Origin of the sequence: Enhydrobacter sp. (genome assembly GCF_030246845.1) — a bacterium.
Taxonomy (GTDB): Bacteria; Pseudomonadota; Alphaproteobacteria; order Reyranellales; family Reyranellaceae; genus Reyranella.
This window is the reverse complement of the sequence record NZ_CP126889.1, coordinates 455,073-469,705: the sequence shown is the minus strand read 5'-3', so window position 1 is coordinate 469,705 and position 14,633 is coordinate 455,073. Positions and strand designations below refer to the sequence as shown.

21 protein-coding genes and 1 pseudogene are annotated in these 14,633 nt (G+C 63.8%); 14 read left to right on the top strand and 8 right to left on the bottom strand.

Annotated features, from left to right (window positions below):
* Nucleotides 1–14: 14 nt before the first annotated feature.
* From OJF58_RS02485 to OJF58_RS02455, 7 genes are all read left to right on the top strand, one after another.
* Complete coding sequence (locus tag OJF58_RS02485) at nucleotides 15–791, top strand: Hachiman antiphage defense system protein HamA (RefSeq protein ID WP_300781492.1); 777 nt, start codon at nucleotides 15–17, stop codon at nucleotides 789–791.
* Nucleotides 778–2,424 (top strand): DEAD/DEAH box helicase, encoded by a 1,647-nt coding sequence (locus tag OJF58_RS02480; RefSeq protein WP_300781491.1) that lies wholly within the window; start codon nucleotides 778–780, stop codon nucleotides 2,422–2,424. The genes OJF58_RS02485 and OJF58_RS02480 overlap by 14 nt, the downstream gene beginning before the upstream one ends.
* Entirely contained in the window at nucleotides 2,421–3,599 is a 1,179-nt protein-coding gene (locus OJF58_RS02475; RefSeq protein WP_300781490.1) for a hypothetical protein, read from the top strand. The genes OJF58_RS02480 and OJF58_RS02475 overlap by 4 nt, the downstream gene beginning before the upstream one ends.
* 429 nt (nucleotides 3,600–4,028) lie before the next feature.
* Complete coding sequence (locus tag OJF58_RS02470; protein ID WP_300781489.1) at nucleotides 4,029–4,412, top strand: VOC family protein; 384 nt, start codon at nucleotides 4,029–4,031, stop codon at nucleotides 4,410–4,412.
* Nucleotides 4,413–4,598: 186 nt separating this feature from the next.
* Nucleotides 4,599–4,775 (top strand): hypothetical protein, encoded by a 177-nt coding sequence (locus OJF58_RS02465; protein WP_300781488.1) that lies wholly within the window; start codon nucleotides 4,599–4,601, stop codon nucleotides 4,773–4,775.
* Between the two features lie 64 nt (nucleotides 4,776–4,839).
* Entirely contained in the window at nucleotides 4,840–5,079 is a 240-nt protein-coding gene (locus OJF58_RS02460) for an AbrB family transcriptional regulator (RefSeq protein ID WP_300781487.1), read from the top strand.
* A 3-nt stretch (nucleotides 5,080–5,082) separates the two neighbouring features.
* Nucleotides 5,083–5,469, top strand: a complete 387-nt coding sequence (locus tag OJF58_RS02455; RefSeq protein ID WP_300781486.1) for a PIN domain-containing protein — start codon at nucleotides 5,083–5,085, stop codon at nucleotides 5,467–5,469.
* Nucleotides 5,470–5,502: 33 nt separating this feature from the next.
* Here OJF58_RS02455 and OJF58_RS02450 read toward each other — a convergent pair whose 3' ends face one another.
* Together OJF58_RS02450 and OJF58_RS02445 are read right to left on the bottom strand one after the other, a co-directional pair.
* The gene (locus tag OJF58_RS02450) at nucleotides 5,503–5,706 is read right to left on the bottom strand and encodes a type II toxin-antitoxin system RelE/ParE family toxin (protein WP_300781485.1); all 204 of its coding nucleotides are present in this window, start codon (nucleotides 5,704–5,706) and stop codon (nucleotides 5,503–5,505) included.
* 87 nt (nucleotides 5,707–5,793) lie between these two features.
* Nucleotides 5,794–6,012: an addiction module protein gene (locus OJF58_RS02445; RefSeq protein ID WP_300781484.1), complete on the bottom strand. Its 219-nt coding sequence runs from the start codon at nucleotides 6,010–6,012 to the stop codon at nucleotides 5,794–5,796.
* A 163-nt stretch (nucleotides 6,013–6,175) separates the two neighbouring features.
* Here OJF58_RS02445 and OJF58_RS02440 point away from each other — a divergent pair, with 163 nt between their 5' ends.
* Both OJF58_RS02440 and OJF58_RS02435 read left to right on the top strand, forming a co-directional pair.
* The gene (locus tag OJF58_RS02440; protein ID WP_300781483.1) at nucleotides 6,176–6,526 is read left to right on the top strand and encodes a hypothetical protein; all 351 of its coding nucleotides are present in this window, start codon (nucleotides 6,176–6,178) and stop codon (nucleotides 6,524–6,526) included.
* Nucleotides 6,483–6,899: a hypothetical protein gene (locus OJF58_RS02435; RefSeq protein ID WP_300781482.1), complete on the top strand. Its 417-nt coding sequence runs from the start codon at nucleotides 6,483–6,485 to the stop codon at nucleotides 6,897–6,899. The genes OJF58_RS02440 and OJF58_RS02435 overlap by 44 nt, the downstream gene beginning before the upstream one ends.
* A gap of 154 nt (nucleotides 6,900–7,053) precedes the next feature.
* Here OJF58_RS02435 and OJF58_RS02430 read toward each other — a convergent pair whose 3' ends face one another.
* A complete protein-coding gene (locus OJF58_RS02430) occupies nucleotides 7,054–7,665 on the bottom strand; it encodes a TetR/AcrR family transcriptional regulator (RefSeq protein ID WP_300781481.1) in 612 nt (203 codons plus the stop codon).
* Between the two features lie 81 nt (nucleotides 7,666–7,746).
* Between OJF58_RS02430 and OJF58_RS02425 the strand changes: the two genes are divergently transcribed.
* Together OJF58_RS02425 and OJF58_RS27060 are read left to right on the top strand one after the other, a co-directional pair.
* Nucleotides 7,747–8,202 carry an ester cyclase gene (locus OJF58_RS02425; RefSeq protein WP_300781480.1) on the top strand — a complete coding sequence of 152 codons (456 nt, stop codon included), beginning with the start codon at nucleotides 7,747–7,749 and terminating at the stop codon, nucleotides 8,200–8,202.
* Between the two features lie 99 nt (nucleotides 8,203–8,301).
* Nucleotides 8,302–8,544 (top strand): annotated as a pseudogene (locus tag OJF58_RS27060) (DoxX family protein); the annotation flags it as partial.
* Between the two features lie 94 nt (nucleotides 8,545–8,638).
* Here the strand turns inward: OJF58_RS27060 and OJF58_RS02420 are convergent.
* Nucleotides 8,639–9,112: a DUF1330 domain-containing protein gene (locus OJF58_RS02420; protein WP_300781479.1), complete on the bottom strand. Its 474-nt coding sequence runs from the start codon at nucleotides 9,110–9,112 to the stop codon at nucleotides 8,639–8,641.
* Between the two features lie 40 nt (nucleotides 9,113–9,152).
* Between OJF58_RS02420 and OJF58_RS02415 the strand changes: the two genes are divergently transcribed.
* Both OJF58_RS02415 and OJF58_RS02410 read left to right on the top strand, forming a co-directional pair.
* Nucleotides 9,153–10,100: a LysR family transcriptional regulator gene (locus tag OJF58_RS02415; protein ID WP_300781478.1), complete on the top strand. Its 948-nt coding sequence runs from the start codon at nucleotides 9,153–9,155 to the stop codon at nucleotides 10,098–10,100.
* Between the two features lie 73 nt (nucleotides 10,101–10,173).
* Complete coding sequence (locus OJF58_RS02410; protein ID WP_300781477.1) at nucleotides 10,174–11,181, top strand: C-terminal binding protein; 1,008 nt, start codon at nucleotides 10,174–10,176, stop codon at nucleotides 11,179–11,181.
* A gap of 7 nt (nucleotides 11,182–11,188) precedes the next feature.
* Here the strand turns inward: OJF58_RS02410 and OJF58_RS02405 are convergent, their stop codons facing one another.
* The 4 genes from OJF58_RS02405 to OJF58_RS02390 form a co-directional block, all read right to left on the bottom strand.
* The gene (locus OJF58_RS02405) at nucleotides 11,189–11,632 is read right to left on the bottom strand and encodes an SRPBCC family protein (protein ID WP_300781476.1); all 444 of its coding nucleotides are present in this window, start codon (nucleotides 11,630–11,632) and stop codon (nucleotides 11,189–11,191) included.
* A gap of 16 nt (nucleotides 11,633–11,648) precedes the next feature.
* Nucleotides 11,649–12,719, bottom strand: coding sequence for a permease (locus OJF58_RS02400; RefSeq protein ID WP_300781475.1), 1,071 nt, complete (start codon nucleotides 12,717–12,719; stop codon nucleotides 11,649–11,651).
* 165 nt (nucleotides 12,720–12,884) lie between these two features.
* Nucleotides 12,885–13,286 (bottom strand): cupin domain-containing protein, encoded by a 402-nt coding sequence (locus OJF58_RS02395; protein ID WP_300781474.1) that lies wholly within the window; start codon nucleotides 13,284–13,286, stop codon nucleotides 12,885–12,887.
* The gene (locus OJF58_RS02390; RefSeq protein WP_300781473.1) at nucleotides 13,283–13,969 is read right to left on the bottom strand and encodes a DinB family protein; all 687 of its coding nucleotides are present in this window, start codon (nucleotides 13,967–13,969) and stop codon (nucleotides 13,283–13,285) included. Before OJF58_RS02390 ends, OJF58_RS02395 begins: the two co-directional genes overlap by 4 nt.
* A gap of 28 nt (nucleotides 13,970–13,997) precedes the next feature.
* Between OJF58_RS02390 and OJF58_RS02385 the strand changes: the two genes are divergently transcribed.
* Entirely contained in the window at nucleotides 13,998–14,621 is a 624-nt protein-coding gene (locus OJF58_RS02385; RefSeq protein ID WP_300781472.1) for a TetR/AcrR family transcriptional regulator, read from the top strand.
* Nucleotides 14,622–14,633 lie beyond the last annotated feature (12 nt).

Genomic DNA, 14,633 nt, shown 5'->3' with positions numbered 1-14,633 from the left:
GGGGGGCTTGCCGCATGTTCGATGATTGGTGCGATATCGACGAAACGGCCCGCGGCGAAAGAAAGAAGCTGTGCGGCCTGACCGAAAAGGCTGGTGGAAGGGCGGCCATCAAGGACGAGCTTATCGAGCGCGTCCGCTCCCACTACGACAAGCTCGAGCAGATCGCGGACGACGTGGAACGTCTAGGGTTTCCCGGAGCGTCCGCCATACTCAGGGAACGGTTGCCGCGCACGGCGCGCGAGCGCTCCGGAGAATTGGGCGAGATCATCGCCACCGAATTCATTGAGCACCACACTGGATTCCGTATCCCCGTGCGCCGCTTGCGTTACAAGGACGGTCGCGAAATGGCACTGCGCGGAGATGATTACGTCGGTATTGATGAGGATGACGAGCAGCGGCTTCTTTTCCTCAAGGGCGAGGCCAAGAGCGGGCGCACGGTCCCGCAGGGCGTCGTCGCCGATGCCCGCGAGCGTCTTTCCGAGAATGATGGTCGCCCGACGACAATATCCCTGCTGTTCGTCGCCGATCGTTTGCTTGAATCGGATGATGAAAACGACAAGGCCCTGGGGCGGCGAATCCGGGATGAGGTAGCGCTTAGGGCTGTTCCGCCGCAACGGATCACGCACGGGCTGTTCGCGCTCTCGGGAAACAACGCGGACGCCGTTCTGGACGCCGATCTGGAAGAGGCCGACGGGGCGCACAACCACCTCTCCGCCGGGTTCCACGTCGAGGGCCATCAGGCTTTCATAGCCGAGATTTACGAAGAGGCCGGCAACCTTGGAGACGATTGACGAACTGCAAGCTTTTATCAGCACAGCGACGCGGGACAGTGTCCGCGGACGCCTGCTCTACCGTGGTGAAGCCCGCGCGATCATCCGTCGCGAAGGCGAGCTTCCCGCTGGCGCGCCGCAGTTCGCGGAAACGCTGGACACCGATCTGTCCGAGTATGGATTCTCCTTGCTCCGGGCTTGCCTTGCCTTGCGTGAACAGGGCGCCGACACAGGCGTGTGGCGTCCCGGATTCCTGAAGGCGGGAAACGCATTCGAGGCGCTCGTTCGCAACGGCTCGCCGGAAACGCTGCAACGCGGCTTCTGGCGCGTGATGGGCGCGGCCTCCTATCACCTTGCCGGCTATTCGGCGATGGCCTACTCGCTCGTCAGCCAGCGTGAGGAGGATCCGAATTTCGCGCCGGGGGAACTTGCGCTCGCCCGCCTGATTCTCAGGGATCTTCGGACCCTGAGAAACGAAGCGCGTACATGGCTCCGTGATCCGCTGCATCAGGACGGCGCTATCCGCGCCAGCCTGGTGGAGGGTGCCGCCGACTTTGACGACACCATGTCTGTCATATTGACCACGACAGTACATCGAGCGTTTGCGATCTTTGACTTCGTGCTTGCCACGGGTTCTGCGGCTCTACAGGAGGAGGCTCTTACGCTCCTCAGGCGAGCGCTGCGTGTCGCCGCCGATTCAGGTGCGGTTTCCCTGTGGTGGATCATTCGCGTTGCGCTCAACCTGATCGACGATCTATGGGCGCACAGTCTTCACCGCATTCTGCCGTCCGAGGGGCCGCAGGGTGCCACTGAATACGGCGAACTGCGGGAGCTGTTTCTCGCATCGCTCTATGCGCGCGACATAGCGGAGATCGAGCTTTGGCCATCCCAACTGGAGGCGGCGCGCCGCGCAACTGACCTCGACGACGATCTGGTCGTGGCACTTCCAACCAGCGCAGGCAAAACGAGGGTTGCTGAAGTCTGCGCATTGATGTCGCTCAGCGCTGGCAAGCGCATCCTTATCGTGACACCGCTGCGCGCCCTTTCCGCCCAGACCGAACGATCGTTCCGCCGGACTTTCGCCCCGTTGGGATTCTCGGTTTCCTCATTGTACGGCGCGAGCGGCATGATGCCGGGCGACGAAGACGCGCTTCGCACGCGGCAGATTGTGATAGCGACACCCGAGAAGCTTGATTTCGCGCTGAGAAACGATCCGGACCTCATCGATGATGTCGGTCTGATCGTGCTTGATGAAGGGCACCTGATCGGCCCCAGCGAACGCGAACTCCGGTACGAAGTTCTCGTGCAGCGACTCTTGCGGCGTGACGACGCCGGCAAGCGGCGCATTGTCTGTCTCTCCGCCATTCTGCCGGATGGAGAGCAGCTTGACGATTTGACCGCATGGATGCGATCCAACGCGGACGGCGCTCCTGTCAAGTCGGAATGGCGTCCGACACGCCAGCGTTTTGGAACACTTGCCTGGACCGGCCAAGGCGCCCGGCTGACGTTCGACCTTGACGACGACGGACCCTTCATCCAGCAGTTTATCGAGCAGCAACCGCCGATCCGTCCTCGCCGCACGCCCTTTCCCAGACCGTGGCCCGAGTCTTCACGCGTGAGCAATTCTACGAGCTCGTTTGGTCCAAGCCGATGACGCACCTGGCGAAAGACTTCGCCATCTCCGATGTTGCGCTCCACAAGATCTGCAGAAAGCATGGGATCCCCAACCCGCCGCTCGGCTGGTGGGCGAAGAAGGCGGCCGGAAAGAAGGTGAAGCAGACGCCACTGCCGGAAGCGAAGCCCGGTGCTCCTGACAGGATCACGATTGCCGATGGTGAGTTCGGTCGTGAATCCGCCAATCTGGCAGCCGCACGCGAGCGGGCACGCATACAGGCGTCGGAAGGCGACGACAACGAAGCTGCACCGCCGCACCCGATCGTCGACCACACCATCGCCAAGCTCAGAAAGCAGAAACCATCCGATATCGGCCTGATCGCCGTCAGCGAAGGTGGGCTGGTCAAGTGCGAGGTTGCACCGCGATCTGTCGATCGCCTCGCAGGTATCCTGCCGCGAATTGTACGGGCGGCTTCATTGCAGGGATTCCAGCTTGTCAGCGGTGAGGGTTCAGCTCACTTCAAATCTGAGACCGAAGTCGTCGGTTTTTCGATCTCCGAGCTGGTCAAGCGCGAGAAGCATGTGCTGACCGATGCCGAGCGTACCAAGGAGGAGGCGTGGCAACGCAAGCGTGACCTGGCGGCACGGCGCAATGCTTGGGATGCGGTGCTCCTCGACAGACCGCGATTTCCCGAATGGGACTACCACCCGACGGGTCAGCTCTCGTTCGAGTTCGAGCAGGTCTATGTGCTTGGAGGAGGCACGGCGCCTCGTCGCAACTTCCGCGACGCCAAGATCCAACGGCTCGAGACCATGGCGAGCGAGATCGGCGTGGGGCTCGCGGTGCTCGCCGCGGCAAAGACAGAGCAACGTCTGAGGCGGGAAGCGGAGGAGCGGAGAAGGGAGGAAGAGCGACGCCGGCGCGAACTGGCGGAGCGTGCCAAGCATATCGAGGATCGTCGCATCGCTGGGCTTGGGGCCATCCTGGCGGAACTCGACGAGCTCGATCGGCTGCGCCGGCTCATCGCCATGCTCACGACAGAAGTCGCGGCCGAACCGACGCCGCGCCTTTCGACCTTCCTCGCTTGGGCACAGGATCACTTGGCAAAGCGTGAGGCACGCCTCTCTGCGCAGGCGATCGAGGAGCGGTTCGCGGCCGCGCATTTGTTCGGCGACGACGATGATCACGCCTTCACGCCGTCGAGATGGTACTAAGCGAGAAACTTGGCGAGCGAGCGATGGCGAATGATTGCTGGTCGTGCTAAAGCGACGACGGTATTTTTCGCGCTGGCGCGCAACGTGCTGCGTGATCGACGAGGCGAAAAATCGACCGATCGTCATTGATAGTCGCTGAAACCTCGTTGAATCGGAATCGTGTGATTTTCTGTTGAAAATCAGCACCAGAAATTTTTGTCGGTTCGCAGTTCGGATCGCGACGCGCGATCGAAAAAAATTGCGCTGAAAAATCAGCGCATTAACATAGCAAAAAACAGATGAGTGGGAGTGAGGGGGAGTATAGTGGCGCGGGGTAAGACACTACAGCGTAGTTAACGATTTACTGCTCAGCGAACTTCATCAATAGTCATTGATGTTTCGCTGCTTCTCCCGTTGCGTCATCGCAGAGAGCGGCGGAGAGGCAAACCCATGACCAAGCACGGCGCTTTTGTCTGGTATCATCTCGTAACGACCGATCAGGACAAGTGCGGCGCCTTCTACGGTGAGGTGTTCGGTTGGACTCGCCGTGTTGTGGAGGTGGGACCGTTCGGGACATATACAGTCTTCCAGCGTAGCGGCGAAGACGTTGCTGGAATGATGAACCCGACGATCGATTACACGCGCGCCCGGTCACCGAGCTGGTACGCCTACGTTGCGGTCGATGATGTGGATATGTGCGCCGCTCGTGTGACCCAATTGGGCGGGACGATCATTGAGCCGCCACACGACGTTCCCGGAGTTGGACGCGTGTGTTTGATTGCTGATCCAACGGGAGCACCTATTACAATGATGACTCCCCTGGCAACGAAATAGAAATCGAATCTATTGCTGACGAGATTGCAGCTCCTACCGTGTGAGCAGCTTGGTGCAGCGTGCCATAGGTACCGACGGTATTTCACACTACCAAATGGATGCTCGTTTGATTCGCGGGATGCAAAGCGTCCGCCGATCAATGTCGATAGTCGCTGAAACCGAGCAAATCGCGGATCGTCCGAATTCATGTTTGGAATCAAGAGCGCAGATTTCTGGCGGATCGGCGAGACGGTTCTTCATCGTGCGCAGAAAAATTTGCACCGAAAATTCAGCGTTGTGCTGCGCGCTGTCAGCTCGACCGATGTCATGACCGCCGGCTACTCTTCGCCGATTGCGACTACTGCCATGACGACAATATGGTGAAAAAGCACATTGCAACATCCGGATGGCTGGCGTATATACGCATATATCCTCATGGAGTGTCGCCGTGCCAGTCGTCCGTTCCCGAACCTTCCGCAGCGGCAACAGTGAAGCGCTGCGTTTGCCGCGCGATGTCGCGTTCGGTGAGGACGTCGAGCTGGTCATCGTGCGGTCCGGTGACGTGATGACGATCTATCCGGCCGCCAAGTCCATTCCTGCGATGATCAAGCGCCTGCGGTCCTTGCCGGCGCCGCCGAACGTCGAGCGCCGTGACGTGGAGGAGCTTCCGGAACGGCCGCGGCTTTAGGCCATGGCGCATCTGCTTGATACCAATGTCGCGATCCATCTGCGCGATGGCGATCCGGCGATCACGGACAAGGTCGCCGCACTGAACGATGCGGTTTTGATGTCGATCGTTACCCGCGTCGAGCTGGAAGGCGGAGTCTATCGCGAGCCTGCGCATGCCCGGCTACGCCGCACCCGGCTGGATGCGATCCTCGAAGCCATCCCGACCATCGCCTTCGACGATGAAGCCGCCGAAGCCTACGGCGCGATCGTGGCGCAAGCCGGCTATTCGAGACGCAAGCTGCTCGATCGCATGATCGCGGCGCAGGCGATCGTTCACCGTGCGTCACTGGTGACGATGAATGCCAATGACTATGCCGACATTCCCGAGCTGTCGCTCGTCAAATGGTAGGGATGACTGCCTGTCGAGCAGGCACCCGACATGTCATCGCGGCAGGCGATCGCGCCAATAGTCCGGACGGCGATGCAAGTGGGCGACCGCCAGAACCAGAATGTCGCTATTGTCGACGGTGTAGATCAGTCCGTACGGAAACCGGCCGAGGCGGCACCGGCGAATGCCCTCGCCCAACGGATGCCACGCCTCGGGAAAGCGCACAATGCGATCCACAGTGGACAGCACTTCAATCAAGAACGCATTACCCAAGCCGGGAGTCTGTGCGCTACCAGTGGATAGCCTGGTCGAGCTCGGCCTCGGCAATCTCGAGAAGCCGGACCTTCACGGTCTGTATTTGGCGATAACCTCGCTCAGGTCCTTGGCGGCAAGCTCACCGCGTCGGTAGGCTGCCACACGGTCGGTTGCCTCCCGCGCCCACAGTTGATCGATAGCGGGGTCAGCATGGTCAAGGCTGTCGAGCACGTCCTCGACCAGCGCAATGCGATCCTCTGGCGGCAGAGCGCGTGCCCGTTCGATCAGCGTCTTGGCCTCGTTGCTCATTTTGGTTCCTTGCCTTTCAGGACTCCAAAATACCTGTGCGTCAATCGCGGCTCAAGCGCGAGCGCCCTATGCTCCGTCAACCCAATCGGGCGGATCACCAGCGGCTCTTGAACAAGGGACGGGCCACCTTCCATCCGACCAGCTCGAGGTTACCGACAAGGGCGTGCGCCCGCGCCGGAAGGGCGGTCTGGCCCCGCAGGCGCTGGATGAGCTGAAGCGGTCCATTGCGCTCGCCGTTGTGCGGGATTTTACGCCGGCACAAATCCGCGCCCAGATCCTGGCCAACCCGCACCGCTGGCGGAAGCAGGGCGCCTGGGTGTCGGCATACGACGAGTGGCGCAAGATCGCCCGACGTGGCGACGACGGCCAGCTTTTCGCGGCAATGCTGGGCCACGACGACACGGCCACGCGGCTGTGCGAGTCGATGCCGTTCGTCGGCCTGCTGCCGCAGTCGGAGGGCCGGCGTCTGCATGAAGAAGCATCAGCTCGATCACATCCTGCGAGCGGCCGGTGACATCACCGGGCGGAAGCAGTTCGTGATTGTCGGCAGCGAGGCGCTGCATGGCAAATACCCCGACTTGGCCGACGAGATCGTGATGTCCGCGGAGGCCGACTTGTTCGCATCGAGGCAGCCGGATGTCACGGAGCTGCTGAACGAGTATGTCGCGGCCCGTGACAAGGACAGGATCTTCACCCGGGAGCTCGCCAGATGTGGCCTTGTCGACCGCCAGAAGTTGTTGGCCCTGGTCGAGCAGGCGCCGATATCGACCGGGATCAAGGAGCGAATCCGAGCGGACATCGCGAGCGACTTTGCTTCTTCTGACAAGAAATGGTGTCGCGGCGCAGAAAGCCGCCGGGAACGATCGAATGGGAGTGAGCGGTCGTAGAAAAAGGGCGGCTTGGGATAGCGAGGGATAGGACCTCCTCGTGGCACTGACCGATCGTGGCAATTGCTGTTAACCGGCTTCGGCCTCGGTTGCAGACTCAACGGCGCGCCTCCTGTTCGCATCTTCTCACAAAGGGGGATCCGATCTGACCTTCTCATCGCCGACGCCGGCGAGACGCCACTTCCAGGAGCGTCAGCGCCGCATCGATCTGACGCTCGAAGACCTCGGGCTTGGGCGACCCGGTCCCCAGGACCAGCTCCTGGTACGCGTCGCCCAGCGCGAGCTGGACGAGCTGCTCGGCGACGATAGGCGCCGTCGCGGTATCGTGCTCTTCGGCCCATAGCTGCGCGATTGCCGCTCGGACCTGACGCGGCCCAGCCTCCCAGAAAAGGCGCCCCAGGCCCGGCATCCGGTCGGCCTCGGCGACAATGGCGCGGTAAAGCCGGACGCTGTCCGGACTGGCGGCGCCGGTCACGAATGCCAGCAGCAGTTCGCGAAGCCGCTGTCCGGCCGGCAGCGACCTTGTTGGCGGTCGGACGACCTCCGGCGCACACATCGCCTCGACCAGCGCCTCGACCAGCGCCTCCTTCGATCGGAAGTGGCGATAGATGGTCTGCTTGCCCACGCCGGCTTCGGCGGCGACCGCGTCCATCGAACCTTGCGCGAACCCCTCGCGCATGAACACGGCGCGCGCGCCTTCGAGGATCGCCGCGCGCTTGGTGGGGTCGAGAATGCGTCCGGGTCGCGGCGAGGCAGCGGGGGGCATCCGTGATCCTTGACGAGACTGATCAGTCTCGCTATTTGACATGACGAGACCAATTAGTCTCGTTTAAGGCAGGAGACCCCAATGTCAACCGATCCTGTAACGCTCGGCTACCTCTTCGCCGAGATCGTGTCCGGTCACGACGTGTCGCGCTTCGATGAGATCGTCGCGCCCGGCTATTTGAACCACAACGCCTTCGCCGAACCCGGCCCAGAGGGCGTCAAGAAGGTCTTCGGCGCGATCCTCGCGGGCATACCCGACCTGAAGGTGTCCGCCGAAGACGTCTTCGTGTCGGCTGATGGCTCGCGCTTGGTGGGCCGCTACCGCTACGAAGGGACGCACACGGGCAACTTCCTCGGATATCCCGCGACAGGCAACGCTTTCGCCATGCGCTCGATCGATATCTGGCGTGTGGAGGACGGACGCTTCATCGAGCATTGGGACGAGCTCAACGCCCTCGACATCTTCACGCAGATCGGCGCCTTGGCGCCCCTTGGCCAGCCGCCAGCGCATGGCGGACCCCGGCAGTCGGCAACATGAGGACCATCCCTTGCCAGCAGGCAAGCTCTTCGCGATCGGGCGTCCGATCGCGCTCGGCGTCGTGATGATCGGGGCTGGCGTGGTCAACTTCGTCGGCCTCAATCGGTCTGCAACTCCTTTGTGCGTTGGGGCTATCCGGCCGGTCTTCATCGGGTGACAGGCGGGCTCGAGGGGGTAGCGCGATTGCTGCTACTGGTGCCGGCTACGTCGCGGGGTGGCGCGATAGGCAGTGTCGTGATCCTGATGGCCGCGGTGATTACGCTGATCCGCTGTGGCGAGTGGGGCCATCTGCCAGCCGCCGTCATTCTGACTGCGGCGGCAGTGGTGGCGATCCGCGCTTAGAATCTGGCGACTGGTTGAGTGTTGCAGCTTGCCGCAATGGCACGACGAACCATACGCGAGGCGAGCGCCGCGTTTTGCAATTCTCCCGCAGCGCTTACCGCTTCTCCGCGGCGCCTTCGACGGCGAAGGTGTGATACCTGGCGTATCGTTCACCGACGTGGCGCACCTGTACGTAGGCCGGGTCGTTCCGCCAGGCCAGAAGCGCCTCCAGGCTCGGGTACATGTAGATGACCACGCGCTTGGGGGCCTCCCCGTCGACGGCGACGACCTTCGGGCCGGTCGCGGCCGCGCCCGCAGCGGCGATCAGACGGCCGCCGTGCGCTTTGATGATCTCCCTGGCTTTCGGGAGGTATTCCCTGGCGTAGCCGGCCGGGTCGCTGACATCGATCTGGCCGATCAAATATGCCGGCGGCCTGGTCTGCCCATGAAGGGCTTCGCTGCCGAGGACACCCAGGGCGACGCACGCTGGCATGGCGAGGCCGATTTTCCATCGAGGACTCATTTGCGCTCCCTTCAACCGCTGAGCGAGGCGACTTTGGCGCCGGCGGTCGCCGCGCGTCCAATACATAAGAACTCTCCTTTCTTATGCCGATACGCTATAAGCCGGCATGGACCTGCGACACGCCCGTACCTTCGTGACCGTGGCCGAACTCGGCACCGTCTCCAAGGCGGCCCTGCGCCTGCGGATCGCCCAGCCGGCCTTGTCGCGGCAGATCATCGATCTCGAGCATGAGCTCGGCTTGCGACTCTTCGATCGCGTCGGGCGGCGGCTTCTCCTGACCGGCGAAGGCGATCAGTTGCTCGCGGGCTGCCGCGTCCTTCTCAATTCCGCCAGTGCCCTGAAAGAGCAGGCCGAGCTGCTTCGTCATGGCGATACGGGAGTCCTGAGGATTGCCGGCTCGCCGCAACATATCGAAAGCGTCTTGTCCGGGTTCCTGCACCGTTACGCGAAGCGCTATCCGAAGGTCCAGATAAAGATCAGCGAGGGATCGGGCGGCGAGATATTGACGATGCTCGAACGCGGCGAAATTCACCTCGGCCAGAATTTGCTGCATGCCATCAAGCTCGACGAGCGCCATTTCGGCAGCCTTCCGCTCGAATCGGTGGAGCTGTTGGCCGTTTGCCGTCCCTCGACGCCGCTCGCTCGCCGCCGCACGATCGAGGTTGCCCGTCTCGCTGACTTTCCGTTGCTCCTGTTGGATAGCGGATTCGGATTTCGCCGTGCTTTCGACGCGGCCAGCCGCATGGCGGGATTGAAGCCGACAATCATGTTTGAAAGCCGAAACCCGCACACCTTGCTGGCTCTCGCGGAGGCGGGACACGGCGTGGCGATTGTTCCCGCGCAACTGCAGTGTCACCGCTATCGGGTGAAAGCCGTCGGCCTGACGTACAGAGGCCGCCTCTTGCGTGAGCCCCTGACCATTTCCTGGGACAAGAGACGTCCATTGCCCCGCTTCGCGACAGACTATTGCACGATGCTGGCGGCTTACATGCGCGAGATCTTCCCGATCACCCGGGCCGGCCGAGCTGCCGGCGCAAACATGATTCGCCGTTGATCGAGGGCGAGCATCTGGCGACCTGGCGCATGCTTGCTAGGATGCGCCGGCTCACGGAGGAGATGTTCAGGCAATGGTCAAGACGGTCCTGTATGCGGAGAAGCTGTACGACAACGACAAGGTCGAGCGCGAGGTGTTCGGGTCCGACGTGCGCGTGGTGTGGCGCAATGTCGCCAACCTGGCGCAGCTCGAGGAGCGCGACTGCGCCGAGGTCGACGGCCTGATGATCATGCGGCACGCGGTGACGGCCGAGCATCTCGCCAGGTTCCCCAGGCTCGCCTGCGTCGTGCGCATGGGCGTCGGCTACGACAAGATCGACCGCAAGGCCGCTGCCGCGCGCAAGGTCATGGTGTGCAACGTGCCGGACTACGGCACCACCGAGGTGGCCGACCACGCGCTGGCCCTGGCCTTGTCGCTTCGCCGGGGCATCGCACTCCATCTCGAGGCGCAGCGCCGGCCGCAGCCGGCGCCGTGGAGCTACGTGCGCGACCCGCTGCTGCGGCGCAACGGGGTGCAGACCTTCGGCATCGTCGGCCTGGGCCGCATCGGCACGGCGGCGGCACTCAGGGCAAAGGCCTTCCAGTTCCGCGTTGTCGCCTACGACCCCTACATGCCGAACGGCACCGAGCTCGGCGTCGGTGTCGAACGCGTGCGCTCGCTCGAGGCGCTGATGGAGCAGACGGACATCCTTTCGATCCATGCGCCGCTCACGCCGGAGACCCGCGGCATGATCTCGCGCGCCATGCTGGAGCGCCTGCCGAAGGGAGCCGTGGTAGTCAACACCGCGCGCGGGCCGATCGTCGATGTCGACGCACTCGCCGACCTGTTGAAGCGGGGGCATCTCGCCGGCGTCGGGCTCGACGTCCTTCCCGTCGAGCCGCCGGTCGAGCCCGTTCCGGAACTTCTCCGCGCCTATCGTGCGCGCGAGCCGTGGTGCGAGGGGCGGCTGATCATCACGCCGCATTCCGCCTTCTTTACACCGGAGGCGTGGGACGACACCAGGCTCAAGGCGGCGGAAACCATGCGTGCGGCCCTGGTCGGACCGCGACCGCAGAACGTCATCACACCGGAGATGTTCTAGCGCCGCCTCACTGGTTGATTTCCGGCTCGACGAGCTTCGCCAGGTTGTCGAGCGATTGCTGCCAGCCGAGATAGCAGGCCTCGACGGGGATGACGTCCGGAATGCCTTCCTGGACGACGTTCAGCTCGGTGCCGACCGAAACCTTCTTCAGCGTGACCGTGACATGGATCTCGCCCGGCAGGTTGGGATCGTCGAACCTGTCCGTGTAGTGCAGGCGTTCGTTGGGCACGAGCTCGCGATATTCGCCGCCGAAGGAGTGGCTGTGGCCGGTGGTGAAATTCCGGAAGGACATCCTGAAGCTGCCGCCCACTCGAGCCTCGAAATGATGGACGGTGCAGGCAAAGCCATTCGGCGGCAGCCATTTCGCCATGGCGTCGGCCTCGAGGAAGGCGCGGTAGACTTTCTCGGGAGCGGTCGCGATGACGCGATGAAGGCGGACCGTGCCGGGCATTGTTCCTCGCTCCCCGCTAAAAGCCCAGGCCGATCGCGACGAGGCCGGCGGCGAGGCCGCTCAGCGCCACGACGGCCGCGACGAACCACACCACCCGCGGCGGGAAGACGCGCGAGACCATGACGGCGGCCGGAACGCTGACCGCCGGCAAGGTGACCAGCAGCGCCGCGGCCGGGCCCGCGCCGAGGCCGAGCGCCAGGAGGCTCTGCACGATCGGCACCTCGCCGGCCGTCGGTATGACGAACGCCGTTCCGGCGATGGCCACGGCCGCGATCCACAGAAGGTCGTTGCCGACCGCAGACGGAATCGTCGGGAAGAGCCATGCCCGTGCCGCGCCGAGGGCCAGCACGATGATCAGGTATTCCGGCAGAAGGCGGATGCTGAGGCGCCACAGCTCGCGGCCCCAGCGCACCAGGAAACCGTCGGTCTCGGCCGTGGCCGCCGGCTCGACGGGTTCGATGTCGTCAGGCGACGCGGCCGCGGCGTCACCCGCGACGCGCTCGGCGAGATAGGCGGCGCCGAACACGACCGGCAGCGCGAAGGCGAAGCGCAGGCCGACCCATTGCCAACCGAGCACGAACCCCGTGAACACGAGCGTCGCGGGATTGAGCAGCGGATTGGCGAGCCAGAAGGCGACGGCACTGCCGATGCTGCTCCTGGCCCGGCGCAGGCCGACGACCACCGGCGCGCTGCAGCACGTGCACATCATCCCCGGCACCGCCATCAGGCCGCCGGCGGTGACGCCGCGCAGGCCGACGCGGCCGAACAGGCGTTCCATCCAGCGCCGCGGCACGATCGCCGCCTGCAGGCCGGAGCCGAGCAGGAGGCCCAGCACCATCGCCTGCCAGATCGCCTTGCCGTAGGCGATCGCATAACCCCACGCGGCGTCCCATCCCGGCGAGGGGATGGCGTTTGCGCCGCCGGTGAACAGGATCGAGGAACCGATGGATTGCTTGGATGCGGCGACAAAGCTGCGCAGATAGTAGGGATGCCACTTCACATAGTAGAGGCCGGCAACGAGGATCACGGCGAAGACGGCAAGTGCCGCGTACTGGCGCTTCGAGCGGCCGTCGAAAATGCTCTCCATGATCTGCCGGCCTCCACCGTTGGGCGCGTCCCTCGAACACGGGATCGCCGCGAGATCGAGCTCCACATCGACGCAGAGGCCCGCGCCGCGCGTTGCCTCGTGGCGGCGGGCACCGTGCCGGCTGCCAACCGATTGGTCAAGATCAGTGCCTGGCCGGGCTCGGCCTCACGTGGTCCGCGGACGGTGCTCCGTTCCCACGCCCGCGGTGATGAACAGCGCCGTGGCATGGCCGGCGACATCCGCGGTGTGCCAGACGCCGCGCGGGTTGATCGCGTAGTCGCCTGCGCGCAGCGTGACTTTCTGCGGCCCGTCCGGCAGCTCCTGGATCAGCGTGATCTCGCCGGCGGTGCAGATCACCGCCTCGTCGCCCAGCGGATGCCGCTCCCAGCTCGTCCAGCTCTCGCTGAAGCTGTAGAGCGAGACCAGCCGGCCTTCGTTGCCGTCGGCGGCGTTGCGCTCGGTATAGGCGGCATACCATTCCATGCCGGTGAACTCGGGCTGCGGCTCGGCCCTGGCGCCGAGGCCGAGATGGATCGGGAAACGTTCCAGCGAGATTGGCTTCGTCATGGCATCACCTCGGCGGGGACCTGTCGTTGCGAGCGGGCATCCTCGGCATCTAGAAAATCCGTGATGCGGTCGGGGAAGGGCTGGATGCCGTTTTTCTGCAGCAGCAACGCAACCTGGCCGCGATGGCCGCCGGCATGCATCGCGACGTGCAGCAGCATCTCGCCGCGCGTCATGCGCACAGGTTCGCCGTTCGCGAAAGAGAAGGCAATCGTCTCGTTCACTTCCTCCGGCGTGAGCGCATCGACATAGTCGGCGTACCAGTCCGCCGTCGAACGGGCCTCCCGCGCCAGCACGTCGAAGGACGGAAGCTCGACCGAGCGAGGCGCCCCATAGCCGTGGGGACGCCCTTCGAGATTGTGGCGGAAGATCTCGTCGACCACCTGAATATGGTCGAGCAGCCGCCGGACCAGGACCCGTTCGTCTTCGGGCATGCGTTCGAGGTTGCCCGCGACGACCGCATTCAGGCCATTGGTCGCCCAGCGCTTGTAATGGATCAAGGTGCGATAGGGGAGGGTGGACATCGCCGTGCCTTTCGTCGTTGAAGTCGGGTGATCGTCCGGAATTTGCGAGTGATCGCTCGTATTGTCTACTCGCATTGGCGGCGTGCGGAAAACCTGCGTCGCTACTGCGACTGCCGGCGGCGACGCCGGGCCTTCGGAGGCAACTGCTCGCGTTCTGGACATAATGCGAGCGATAGCTCATGTTGTCGGCATGGCCCGCAGGCCGCTCACGACCCCCAGAAAGCACGCCTCCCAGGAGCGATCGCGCGCGACCGTCTGCGCGCTGATCGAGGCGACGGCGCGCCTCCTGGTGCGGGAGGGGTTCGACAAGGCGAGCACCAACAGGATCGCGCAGGAAGCGGGCGTCAGCGTCGGTTCCCTCTATCAATATTACCCCGGCAAGGAGGCCCTCGTCGCCGCGGTCATCGATCGTCACAACCGTGACCTGATGCAGGTCGTCCGTGCCGCCCTGGCGGACGTTGCCGCGCTGCCGGTCGAGAAGGCGGTACGCAAGCTCGTCGCCGTTGCGATCGACGCGCACCGCGTCGCCCCCAGGCTGCATCGCGTCCTGGCCGAGCAGATCCCGCGCACGGGACGACTCGAGAAGGTGGCGACCTTCAATCGCGAATATTATGCCCTGTTCAGGAATTATCTCGAGGATCACAGGAACGAGCTGCGCACCGCCGACCTGGGGCTTGCGGCATTCGTATGCGTGACATCGATCGAGGCGCTGACGCACACGGCGGTCCTGCATCGTCCCGAAATATTGTCGGACCAGGCGGTCGAAACGCTCGTCGACGAGGCCACGCGCCTCGTGGTCCGCTATCTGCGATAGAAGGAGAAACAG

Excerpts from the sequence above, each read along its gene's own strand:
- OJF58_RS02475 (WP_300781490.1), top strand. The coding sequence starts at position 2,421 with ATGACGCACCTGGCGAAAGACTTCGCCATCTCCGATGTTGCGCTCCAC.
- OJF58_RS02410 (WP_300781477.1), top strand. The coding sequence starts at position 10,174 with ATGGTCAAGACGGTCCTGTATGCGGAGAAGCTGTACGACAACGACAAG.
- OJF58_RS02430 (WP_300781481.1), bottom strand. The coding sequence starts at position 7,665 with ATGCCCCCCGCTGCCTCGCCGCGACCCGGACGCATTCTCGACCCCACC.
- OJF58_RS02400 (WP_300781475.1), bottom strand. The coding sequence starts at position 12,719 with ATGGAGAGCATTTTCGACGGCCGCTCGAAGCGCCAGTACGCGGCACTT.
- OJF58_RS02390 (WP_300781473.1), bottom strand. The coding sequence starts at position 13,969 with ATGTCCAGAACGCGAGCAGTTGCCTCCGAAGGCCCGGCGTCGCCGCCG.
- OJF58_RS02445 (WP_300781484.1), bottom strand. The coding sequence starts at position 6,012 with ATGAGCAACGAGGCCAAGACGCTGATCGAACGGGCACGCGCTCTGCCG.
- OJF58_RS02425 (WP_300781480.1), top strand. The coding sequence starts at position 7,747 with ATGTCAACCGATCCTGTAACGCTCGGCTACCTCTTCGCCGAGATCGTG.
- OJF58_RS02455 (WP_300781486.1), top strand. The coding sequence starts at position 5,083 with ATGGCGCATCTGCTTGATACCAATGTCGCGATCCATCTGCGCGATGGC.
- OJF58_RS02470 (WP_300781489.1), top strand. The coding sequence starts at position 4,029 with ATGACCAAGCACGGCGCTTTTGTCTGGTATCATCTCGTAACGACCGAT.
- OJF58_RS02465 (WP_300781488.1), top strand. The coding sequence starts at position 4,599 with ATGTTTGGAATCAAGAGCGCAGATTTCTGGCGGATCGGCGAGACGGTT.
- OJF58_RS02420 (WP_300781479.1), bottom strand. The coding sequence starts at position 9,112 with ATGTATTGGACGCGCGGCGACCGCCGGCGCCAAAGTCGCCTCGCTCAG.
- OJF58_RS02435 (WP_300781482.1), top strand. The coding sequence starts at position 6,483 with ATGAAGAAGCATCAGCTCGATCACATCCTGCGAGCGGCCGGTGACATC.
- OJF58_RS02385 (WP_300781472.1), top strand. The coding sequence starts at position 13,998 with ATGGCCCGCAGGCCGCTCACGACCCCCAGAAAGCACGCCTCCCAGGAG.
- OJF58_RS02415 (WP_300781478.1), top strand. The coding sequence starts at position 9,153 with ATGGACCTGCGACACGCCCGTACCTTCGTGACCGTGGCCGAACTCGGC.
- OJF58_RS02485 (WP_300781492.1), top strand. The coding sequence starts at position 15 with ATGTTCGATGATTGGTGCGATATCGACGAAACGGCCCGCGGCGAAAGA.
- OJF58_RS02405 (WP_300781476.1), bottom strand. The coding sequence starts at position 11,632 with ATGCCCGGCACGGTCCGCCTTCATCGCGTCATCGCGACCGCTCCCGAG.
- OJF58_RS02395 (WP_300781474.1), bottom strand. The coding sequence starts at position 13,286 with ATGACGAAGCCAATCTCGCTGGAACGTTTCCCGATCCATCTCGGCCTC.